Source organism: Novosphingobium sp. 63-713, assembly GCF_001898925.1.
Classification (GTDB): domain Bacteria; phylum Pseudomonadota; class Alphaproteobacteria; order Sphingomonadales; family Sphingomonadaceae; genus Novosphingobium.
Map to the genome: position 1 here is coordinate 1 of NZ_MKVS01000010.1, position 10,708 is coordinate 10,708.

The 10,708-nt window shown below is 62.6% G+C and carries 6 protein-coding genes; 1 reads left to right on the forward strand and 5 read right to left on the reverse strand.

The genetic code is table 11. The features are described from left to right. Positions 1–209: 209 nt before the first annotated feature. Entirely contained in the window at positions 210–2,669 is a 2,460-nt protein-coding gene (locus BGP00_RS07505; protein WP_292687934.1) for a heavy metal translocating P-type ATPase, read from the forward strand. Between the two features lie 571 nt (positions 2,670–3,240). Here BGP00_RS07505 and BGP00_RS07510 read toward each other — a convergent pair. The 5 genes from BGP00_RS07510 to BGP00_RS07530 all read right to left on the reverse strand — a co-directional run bounded on the left by BGP00_RS07510 (position 3,241) and on the right by BGP00_RS07530 (position 9,925). Then, on the reverse strand, positions 3,241–3,624 hold the full coding sequence (locus BGP00_RS07510) for a copper-binding protein (protein WP_292687932.1): 384 nt from the start codon (positions 3,622–3,624) through the stop codon (positions 3,241–3,243). Continuing rightward, positions 3,621–6,752 (reverse strand): efflux RND transporter permease subunit, encoded by a 3,132-nt coding sequence (locus tag BGP00_RS07515; RefSeq protein ID WP_292687930.1) that lies wholly within the window; start codon positions 6,750–6,752, stop codon positions 3,621–3,623. The genes BGP00_RS07510 and BGP00_RS07515 overlap by 4 nt, the downstream gene beginning before the upstream one ends. Then, entirely contained in the window at positions 6,749–7,981 is a 1,233-nt protein-coding gene (locus BGP00_RS07520) for an efflux RND transporter periplasmic adaptor subunit (RefSeq protein ID WP_292687928.1), read from the reverse strand. The genes BGP00_RS07515 and BGP00_RS07520 overlap by 4 nt, the downstream gene beginning before the upstream one ends. After that, positions 7,978–9,210: a TolC family protein gene (locus BGP00_RS07525; protein ID WP_292687926.1), complete on the reverse strand. Its 1,233-nt coding sequence runs from the start codon at positions 9,208–9,210 to the stop codon at positions 7,978–7,980. The genes BGP00_RS07520 and BGP00_RS07525 overlap by 4 nt, the downstream gene beginning before the upstream one ends. A gap of 352 nt (positions 9,211–9,562) precedes the next feature. Next, a complete protein-coding gene (locus BGP00_RS07530) occupies positions 9,563–9,925 on the reverse strand; it encodes a hypothetical protein (protein WP_292632550.1) in 363 nt (120 codons plus the stop codon). Between the last annotated feature and the right edge of the window lie 783 nt (positions 9,926–10,708).

The window sequence follows — 10,708 nt, forward strand, 5'->3', positions numbered from 1 at the left end:
AACCTTGACCTTGCCCGTTCTGGGCAGCACATACCCCGCATCAACCCGGGTCAATTCTCAGTGATAATCCCGGGTCAATTCTCGGCGCTACTCAACACTGCGCCGCTTTGCTGCCGAGTTGACCGCCGTTTCCGGGATCGGCCTCGTCACGCTTGAGGCGGTCGAAATCCTGAGCGGGCCAACGGACTTTCAGGACGAGGAACTCGCTGATGGCTGACAAGGCCAAGTTCGACGTTCCGCTGGTCTTGCCCGAAGTCCACGACGCGGCCGACCGCTGCGTTGAGCGGCTGCTGGCGGTGCTGAAGGCGCGCGACGGTGTAAATGACGCGCATGTCGCTGAGTCCAATAGCGACACGCCGGTTCTGTGCGTCCACTTCAATCCCGGCACACTGTCGCTGCCCCAGGTCCGCTCGATCGTCGAGGCTGCCGGCGCCGACATATCGGCGCGTTTTGGCCATGTGGTCTGGGAACTGGGCCAGACGTTTTCTGCCCGCCAGGCCAACCGGATCAGCGATCAACTGGCAAAGACCCCCGGCGTGCTCGAAGCCGGGGTCAGTCCGGCGGGGGTGGTTCGGGTCGAGTTCGACCGGAACCTGATCGACGAACCGGCAGTCCGGGCGGTATTGCAGAGACTGGGGCTGCGCCACAAGACCGTGGTCGAAGACGACCATGCCGGGCATGATCATGGCCCCGGCGAGCATAGTCACGACCACGAGCATGGCGGAGTCTTCGGCTCTTGGACCGAACTGGTCTTCGCGCTCGGCTGTGGTCTCATGCTGGCCATCGGGTTCGCCATTAATAGGTTCGCCGACGCACCCGTATGGCTTCCGCTGGGCTGCTACATCCTTGCTTATGGGCTCGGCGGCTTCTTCACGCTGCGCGAGGCGTTCCAGAACCTGAAGGCCCGGCGTTTCGAGATCGATACGCTGATGCTGGTCGCGGCCGCCGGTGCCGCCGCGCTTGGCGCCTGGGCGGAAGGTGCGCTGCTGCTGTTCCTGTTCAGTCTAGGCCATGCGCTTGAGCACTATGCGATGGGCCGGGCAAAGCGTGCTATCGAGGCCCTGTCGAAACTCGCTCCCCGCACAGCTATGGTCCGACAAAGCGACGGGACGACCCGCGAGATGCCGGTCGAGCAGCTTGCCCTTGGCGATGTTCTCGCCGTTAAGCCCGACGGGCGCATCCCTGCCGATGGGTTCGTGGTCAGGGGCACCAGCGCGGTAAACCAGGCTCCGGTGACCGGCGAGAGCATGCCGGTCGACAAGCGGGCGGTGATGGACGATGCTGCCGCGCGCGCGAATCCCGACCGGCTAGAGGCCGCCTACCGGGTCTTTGCCGGAACGATCAACGGCAGCGGTGCGCTCGAAATCGAGGTCACCCGCCTTGCCAGCGAGTCCACCCTTGCCAAGGTAATCAAGCTGGTCAGCGAGGCCGAGACGCAGAAATCGCCGACCCAGCGCTTCACCGACAAGTTCGAACGCTACTTCGTGCCGACCGTGCTCGGACTCACCGTCCTTCTGCTTTTTGCCTGGGTGGTGATCGACGAGCCGTTTCGCGCGAGCTTCTACCGCGCAATGGCGCTGCTTGTCGCGGCAAGCCCCTGTGCGCTCGCTATCGCGACGCCCAGCGCGGTGCTTTCCGGCGTGGCCCGCGCCGCGCGCGGCGGTGTCCTGATCAAGGGCGGCGCGCCGCTCGAACTGCTTGGCTCACTGGATGCGATCGCATTCGACAAGACCGGCACGCTGACCAAGGGCGCGCCGCGTATCCAGGAGATCGTGGCCGCGCCTGGCATCGACAAGCAGGATCTGATAGCGGTCGCGATTGCGGTCGAGAGCCTGAGCGACCATCCGCTCGCGCAGGCGATAGCCCGTGATGGACGGGACCATATTGGCGATCGTTCGATTCCCGAGGCGATCAACATTGAGAGTCTGACCGGGCGCGGCGTGACCGCCGAAGTGGGTGGTCAACGGGTGCTGATCGGTAAGGCTGAGATGTTCGGCACCGAGGGGATCGACCCCTTGTCCGCCCCGATGGCTGCCGCGATTGAAAAATTGAGGGCAGGCGGCTTTACCACCATGGTCGTGCGCCGCGGCGATAGTGACCTTGGTGCCATTGGTCTCCTCGACACGCCGCGCGAAAGCGCGCGCGACGCACTCTATCAGCTGCGGAAACTCGGTATCAAACGCATGGTCATGCTCTCGGGCGACCACCAGCGCGTCGCCGATGCTGTCGCCCGCCAGGTTGGGCTCGACGAGGCCTGGGGCGATCTCATGCCAGAAGACAAGGTCGTCACGATCAAGAAGCTGCGTAGCGAGGCGCAGGTTGCGATGGTCGGCGACGGGGTCAACGATGCGCCTGCCATGGCGAGTGCTACCGTCAGCATCGCGATGGGGGCGGCAGGTTCCGATGTGGCCCTCGAAACCGCAGATGTGGCACTTATGGCGGACGACCTGTCCCACCTGCCGTTCGCGGTGGGTCTCAGCCGCAGCACGCGTCGGATCATCCGCCAGAACGTGTTTGTCAGCCTTGGCGTCGTGGCTTTGCTTGTACCGGCGACTATTCTGGGTCTGGGAATCGGGCCGGCGGTTGCCATGCACGAAGGTTCAACGCTGATCGTCGTGTTCAACGCCCTGCGATTGCTTGCCTACCGTGATCGCACGGCCGGCAACTAATGAAGGAGGTGACAAAATGACCAACGGAAGATGGAGATTTCGCGGCCTGCCACTTGGAGCCGCTATATTTCTGGCAGGAGGATGTACGACACTTCCACCTGTCCCAGCGCCGCTTACCGCGAAAGCCAACTCGCGGGTCGAAATCCGTTCGGTCTATGCTCACGCGGCAAAGGATGGGGTGACCGTGGGCGGATTTGCCCGTCGGCGGGGCTTCGGTTTTCTGCCAGGGGGAAGTCATCTTCACGTGACGGCGTTCCGGAAAGATGGGACTAGACCTGTCGAAGGTGATGCGTCCTGGCATCCGCCGGTGCGCCATCGGACGCTGATATCATCTTATCAGGCAAGACTGCACGCCATCACATCCGAAGAGATTGCACGGATCGAGGTCGAATTTCGAGAAATTCGCGACTAGTCTTGAAGTCTAAACTTAATTCTAGCCCGAACTGGCATCAGGAGAGAGCCGGCTAGGGCTTTGCTAAGAAGTCGGGGCATCGGTACCGGTCAAATTCTAAGGGTGGCATGCGACCTGTTGGCCTTGACCCCTGATCGCATGCTGGCGTTAAAACCCTTTTCAACAGCAATCTGCACTACCCTGGCGCAATTTCGTGACTGTGCCTTGCCTGCCGTCCCAATCGACTTCAAACGATACGTGATCTCCCACCTTAAATCCTTGGAGGACTTCCGGATTGGCGGAGAAGCCCATTTTCATTGCCGCCCATTGTAGAGCCGGAATTTCCTTATGGTCGAGCGTGATTGTCCCTTTGGCGAGATCGACTGCGGTGATGGTTCCGGTGCTGGCGCCATGAACAATCGCAACTGCATCCACAGTGCTTTTGGGGGTGCTCTTGCTGCCCGCTGGAGCAGTTGTGGCACTCGACGATTCGGGTTGCTTGTTGCAAGCGGCAAGCGAGGCCAACAGTGCAAGACTGGAGGTGATGATCAAACCTGACTTCATAGTGCTTCTCCTTCGGATTGATTGCGAAATTGGGTGCGTCGGCGCATCAGCAGGTAGGCCGCAGGGATGATCAGCATCGACAGGAGGGGCGCCGTCAGCATGCCGCCGACCATCGGTGCGGCGATCCGGCTCATCACTTCCGAACCTGTTCCGCCACCTGCCAGGACGGGGAGCAGGCCGGCGAGGATCACCGCAACTGTCATGGCTTTGGGCCGGACGCGCATCACAGCGCCATCGCGGACCGCCCCCACTACGTCGTCATCGCTGTGCGCCTCCAGCGCGTGTTTGAGGTAAATCAGCATGACGACCCCGAATTCGGCCGCGACGCCCGCGAGCGCAATGAACCCCACAGCGGTCGCTACCGACTGGTTGTAGCCGAGCCAATAGAGCAACCACAGACCGCCGGTGAGGGCAAAGGGCAAAGTGCCCATGATCAGCAGCGCTTCATCCCAGCGCCGGAAAGTCAGGTACAAAAGCCCCAGAATGATCGCGAGCGTCACCGGGATTACCAGCTTCATCCGCTCCTTGGCGCGGATGAGAAACTCGTACTGACCAGTATAGGAAACGCTGACGCCGGGGGGCAGCTTGACCTTTGCGGTAATGACGCGCTGGATGTCGCCCACCATGGTCTGCATGTCGCTGCCCCGGCCATCGACATAGATCCAGGTCACAGGTCTGCCGTTCTCGCTGCGAAGCATGGGCGGCCCCTCGCTGATATCGATCCGGGCGACACTGCCGAGAGTGATTTGCTGGCCGGCAGGGGTCAGCACCGGCAGGCTTGCCAGTTTGTCCGGACTGTCGCGGATTTCGCGGGGGTAGCGGACCTGGATCGGGTAGCGCGCCAGCCCTTCGACTGTCTGCCCAACCGTTTCGCCGCCAATCGCGCCCGACACCACCGACTGGACATCGGCCACATTGAGCCCGTAGCGGGCTGAGGCGGCGCGATCGACCGTGACGTCGATGTAGCGCCCTCCGGTCAGCCGCTCGGCCAGCGCCGAGGCGACACCCGGCACCGTCCGGACGACCTGCTCAATCTGCCTTGCAGTGCGATCGATCTCGGCGAGGTTCGAACCGGCGACCTTGATCCCGACCGGGCTCTTGATCCCGGTCGCCAGCATGTCGATGCGATTGCGGATCGGCGGGATCCAGAAGTTGGCAAGGCCCGGCACCTTGACCCGCGCATCGAGCTCCTCGACCAACTTCTCGGGGGTCATGCCGGATCGCCATTGCTCTCGTGGCTTGAAGCGGATGGTCGTCTCGAACATCTCCAGCGGGGCAGGATCGGTTGCGCTCTCGGCGCGTCCGGATTTACCGAATACGCTCTGAACTTCAGGCACGGTCTTGATCAGCCGATCGGTCTGCTGAAGCAGCCGCCCGGCCTCGGCCGGCGAAATCCCCGGCAGCGCCGACGGCATGTAGAGCAGGTCGCCTTCGTTCATCTGCGGCAGGAACTCTCCGCCAATCCGCGACATCGGCCACAAGGTGGTCGCGAAGATCAGGGCTGCGATCACGAGCGTGCGCTTGGGGTGAACGAGCACCCAGTCAATCGCCGGACGGTAAATCCGCGTGAGCCAGCGATTGATCGGATTGGCCTCCTCGCTGGGTATGCGTCCCCGGATCAGGAGCCCCATCAGCACCGGAATGAGCGTGATCGAGAGCAGCGCCGCGGCCGCCATGGCATAGGTCTTGGTAAAGGCGAGCGGCGAAAACAGCCGTCCTTCCTGTCCCTGAAGCGTGAAGATCGGCAGGAACGAGAAGGTAATGATCAAGAGGCTGAGAAACAGCGCCGGGCCTACCTCGGCCGCAGCCTGCGTGACCAGGCGCCATCGCGTCGCCGTGTCCAGTTCGCTATCGGGATGCTCGTGCTGCCAGCGTTCGAGGTGCTTGTGCGCATTCTCGATCATCACGACCGCCCCATCTACCATCGCCCCGATGGCGATGGCGATGCCGCCGAGCGAGAGGATATTCGCGTTGAGGCCCTGCAACCGCATGACGATGAAGGCCATTAGGATGCCGAGCGGAAGCGTCAGGATCGCGACGAGCGCCGAGCGGGCGTGCCAGAGGAACAATGCGCAGACGAGCGCGACGATGACGAACTCTTCGAGGAGCTTGTGTCCGAGGTTCTCCACTGCCCGGTCGATCAACCCCGAGCGGTCGTAGGTCGGCACTATCTCGACGCCCGGCGGCAAGCTTCTTTTCAGTTCATCGAGCTTGGCCTTGACCCCGTCGATGACCGCGCGGGCGTTCTGGCCCTGGCGCATGACGATGACTCCGCCAGCCACTTCGCCGTCTCCGTTCAATTCGGCAATGCCGCGACGCATTTCCGGGCCAATCTGGACCGTCGCGACATCGCCCAGCGTCACGGGAACGCCTCCATCGGCGCGCAGCGGAACCGCACGGAAGTCGTCGAGCGTCTTGAGATAGCCGCTGGCACGAACCGTATATTCGGCGCCGGCCATTTCCACGCTGGACCCGCCAGTCTCCTGATTGGCGCGCTTGAGCGCCTCAGTGACCTGCTCGGTGGTAACCGCATAAGCCGCCAGCTTCTGCGGATCGACGATCACCTGGTACTGCTTGACCATGCCGCCGATGCTGGCGACCTCGGCCACCCCCGGCACAGTCTTCAACTCATAGCGCAGGAACCAATCCTGCAAGCTTCTGAGCTGGGCAAGGTCATGGCCGCCCGACCTGTCAACCAGCGCATATTCAAAGATCCAGCCCACCCCCGTGGCGTCGGGCCCCAGAGCCGGCTTGGCCCCCTCGGGTAGACGGCCTTGCACTTGGCTCAGATACTCAAGAACGCGGCTGCGCGCCCAATAAAGGTCGGTGCCGTCGTCAAACAGCACGTAGACAAAGCTGTCGCCGGTGAACGAATAGCCGCGCACGACGCGCGCACCGGGCACCGACAACATGGTCGAGGCGATCGGGTATGTAACCTGGTTTTCGACGATCTGCGGCGCCTGACCGGGATAGTTGGTGCGAATGATGACCTGCACATCGGAGAGATCGGGCAAGGCATCGACCGGCGTAGTCCGGACCGCGTAAAAGCCGAGAACACTCAGCACTGCTGCCACAACAAGCACCAGATTACGCCAGCGGACAGAGCCGCGGATGATCGCGGCGATCATCGCACATCTCCGATCGGCCGTGCCGGAACACCGCTCAGGCTTGCTTCGGAATCAAGCAGGAACTGCCCCGATGCCGCCACCTTCTCGCCTGGCGCAAGCCCGGTAAGGATTTCTGTTCTGCCCCCGCCCTCGCGGCCAAGCCGGACCTCCGCTGGCCGATAGCGTCCGTCGGCGAGGGCAAGAATGACGAGATTGCGCGCGCCGGTGCGGATGACCGCCTCGCTCGGCACCAACAATCCGGGTTGGCCTTCGTCGCCGAGCGCCACGGTGGCGAACATGCCGGGGCGCAGCAGGCTGCCGCTGTTGGCCAGTTCGATCCGCACCGTGAGAGTCCGGCTTTCGGCCTGCGCTGTCGGCAGGATCGCAATCACGCGGCCCGCGAGGTTTTGGCCGGGAAGAGCGGCCAGCGTCACGTTTGCGCGCTGCCCGACCCGAACAAGGCCCGCCTGCGCCTGCGGCACGGCGGCATTGACCCAGACCGTTCCGATCCCGTTGACCTGTGCAAGGGTCTGGCCTGCCACGAGCGTCATTCCCTGCCGTCCATCAAGCGTCTGGATGACCCCGCCGATTGGCGACGTGATGGTAAGAACGGCGCTCGTTCGCCCGCTGCGCTCCACTTGCCCGATGAGCTGCTCGGGCATGCCCAGTAACCTCAGCCGCTGGCGTGCCGCCGCGGTAAGGTCGGGGCGGCCAAGGCGGCGGACCGCGAGATACTCGCCCTGCGCGCCGCCCCATTCGGGCAATTGCAGGTCCGCTATGGGCTCGCCCGCACCGATAACGTCGCCCGGCGCCCTGCCATAGACACGGGTGATAAAACCGCCCGAGCGCGCCTGGATGATGGCGACATTGCGCTGGTTGAAGTCGATCGTGCCGGTGACCGTGACCGATGAAGGCAGTGTGCCAATCTCCGCCGTGACCACACGCAGGCCAAGGCTCTGCCGGACAGCCGGGTCGATGCTGACCCCCGGGGCCGTGGCGGTTGCAGCCCCTTCGTCGGCATATTTTGGGATGGTTTTCATCCCCATCGACGACAGTGAATTGGGGTTGTCGTAGTGCTCGGCGGGTACCATCGGATCGTACCAGTAAAGGATCTTGCGCTCCGATCCGGCGCCCGTCACGGTACCGGGACTGCTGCTATGACCGAGCCAATACCCGCCCGCGCCTGCCGCCAGGGCGATCGCCAAGATGCCTGCGCCCCAACGCGCGGTCTGCTTCGCGTGCCAGTTCATGGCCGCACCTCCATGTATGTGTAATTGATCCGGACCGCGTCGCGCGCGACATCAGCTTCGCGGGCGAGTGCATCGACTTCAGCTTCGGCAAGAGCGAGGCTCGAGAGGAGCGCGCTGCCGAGATCGAGCTTGCCTGCGGCATAACTCGCCATATCCAGCTCGGCCCGCCGCTTGGCGAGCGGCACGAGTGTAGCCCTGGCGTTGTCGAGTTGCCGGCGATGCATGTCGTAATCGGCAAGATCGGACGTGAGCCCCGCATTCAGATCGCGTTCGCCCGAAGTGCGGCTGAACCGTGCCCGGTCCGCCTCGGCTTCGCGGGCTGCTATCAGCGGATCTTGCCGTTTGCGCGAGAACAGCGGCAGATCGATACTGACGCCGACGGAAACCATGTCGCCATAGGCCGGATCGCGCCGGCCATAACTGGTGCTGACCCGCCAATCCGGCCGCTTTGCTGCGCGGGCAAGATCAGTCTCTGCCTCGGCGGCAGCGACATCGGCATCAAGAGCGGTCAGGCGCGGAGTTGCGCCAATACCGCCCCTCAGCCGTTCACGTTCGACCGTGAGCAAGGGCGGATCGCTGCTAACGTCAGCATCGGGATCGCCCGTCAGGCGCGCGAGCCGGGCTTGCGCCTTGGCCACCTCAGCCTCAAGCTGAGCTTGCCGGTCATTAACCGCCGCGCGCAACTGCTCGGGTTCATAGGCCTGGCTTGGCCGGGCTGAACCCGAGGCAAGCCGCGCCGTAACCGTAGCCTGTAAATCGCCAAGACTCGCATCAAGGCGCCGCAACTGGGCAAGGCGACGTTTGGCATAGTAAAGATCGATCCAGGCAAGCGCCGTTTCCAGGCGGACGTCTTGCGCCGTGACCGCTTGTCCAGCTTCCGCCGCGCCGATCGCAGCCCGCGCGCGGGTTTGCTCCGCCCGCCGCTTGGCCGGGTTGGGGAATGCTTGTTCGACCCCGATCCGTGCGGTGGTCATGCTTTCATCACGCGGACGAAAGGCTGGCGGGCCCGAAATCGGAAAATTATCGATGCCAACGGACAAGGTGGGATCAGGAAGCTGGCCGGCAGCAATCGCACGAGCGTGCGATGCGCGGACGCTGGCCTCACTGACTTTGAGCGCAGGTGCTGCGTTCGCCGCTCGTTCGAGCGCGGCTTCGAAAGTCAGTGGTTCCGCACCTGCCGCGCAAGGCAGCGCAGTGGCCAAGGCCGGTGCCAGGAATAATATACGCATGCAATTGTCTTCCGGTCTGCACGTGCGAGGCCGATTGCGAAGGACTGCCTTTGGCGAATCGGGCGCCGGTGAAGCGAGGGAACTTCACCGGCGCCACGTGCCCGGCCGTCGTGTCTTATCGCTATCGGCCAGGCAATTGCTCAACCTGCCTGCGGCGATCCGGTCCTGTCACAGTCATGCGGCAGCCGGCTCACCAGGTTTTTGGGTGGCGCCAGTCGGATATCCATTTCGCGTAAACCATCTTGAGGGGAGGCCCCAAGTGGATGCATCGCGGGCGCGGATTGACGTGGATCCTTCGGTCCGATGGGCAGAAGCTACGGGGTCGGCAAAGCCGACGTAGCCCGCTCAGCGATCAGCCGATGTGCGCCGGAGGCTCAGGCTCGGGCGGAACCGTACGTCCCCACAGTGCCGCAACAGGGGACACGACAGGTTGGAAAAGCGTCAGGGCCTGAACGTCATCAACAACCTTGCCGGGGAGTAAAGCCAAGGGCACGGTGCAACCCATTTTTGCGATGCATTCCGGGGTCATCCCTTGGCAGGGTTGGTCATCCGATGATGGCTGAACGGTAATCCCCATTGCTTTGGCGCAGTCGGGGTCCATTTGGGTCGTTTCGGATTGTACCGGTTTGAGGGTCATCTGCGCGAAAGCTGATTCCTGCCCCAGAAGGCCAAGGATTGCTCCAATAAGAAGCAGGAAGGCGAGCCGACGATCCATGTTATGTCCTGTCTGGCACGAACAGCACAGCGTGGGAAGCAAAAATCACCAATGACGGGGCATTCCTGCATGCTGCTATGTCCATAATTAAAACGTATCGCGCAACACGCTGCAGGAATTATCATATATTCCGACTGTTCGCTCGCATTTGGGATTGACCGTTATGGCCGAGTAAGTCTGCCGTTGCGCAGCACCCTGCAACACCACCCGCTGGTTGTATGACCCAGGGACACACGGGCGAGGTGCTTGGCATCAACAACGGCCTGGTTTGCCGCCGCAGCAGTCCAGAGGATCACGTCAACACGGTTGGCCGTTTTTTTTAGTCCTGTGTCCCTGTAATAGGTTGGCCAAGCCGCAGTAGCTGTCAGTCTGGTGAGTCATTGTTTTTGAAAGCATGCCGCTTGTTGCATAAGGCGTTGGGCATGCAATCTTCAGGCGTGGAAAGATCGTTTGTATAGATGCGGGCGGATTGGTCGGGTCCCTAGGCAAGGCCGATGGAGCGCAGGTCGACTGTGTCGAAGTTCATCAAATTTTCGGCGGTCCTTCTCCGTATTTTAAGGTCACGGATGTTGCCTCACGGAAGGGTGACCGCCACGCGCGGTCGGCTCGAATTGACAAGAGCCTCGACCGTGGATTGAGCGTCCCGGCAATTCGTCTGTCTGCCTGCCCCAAACATCTTCGATATCCACTAGCACTACTTTGGCAGAAAAGTGATTTTTGGGATTCCCTTTGCGGCGGATGCGTGATTCATGAGGAACCAGCTTTAGTGGAGGCTGGCGATGG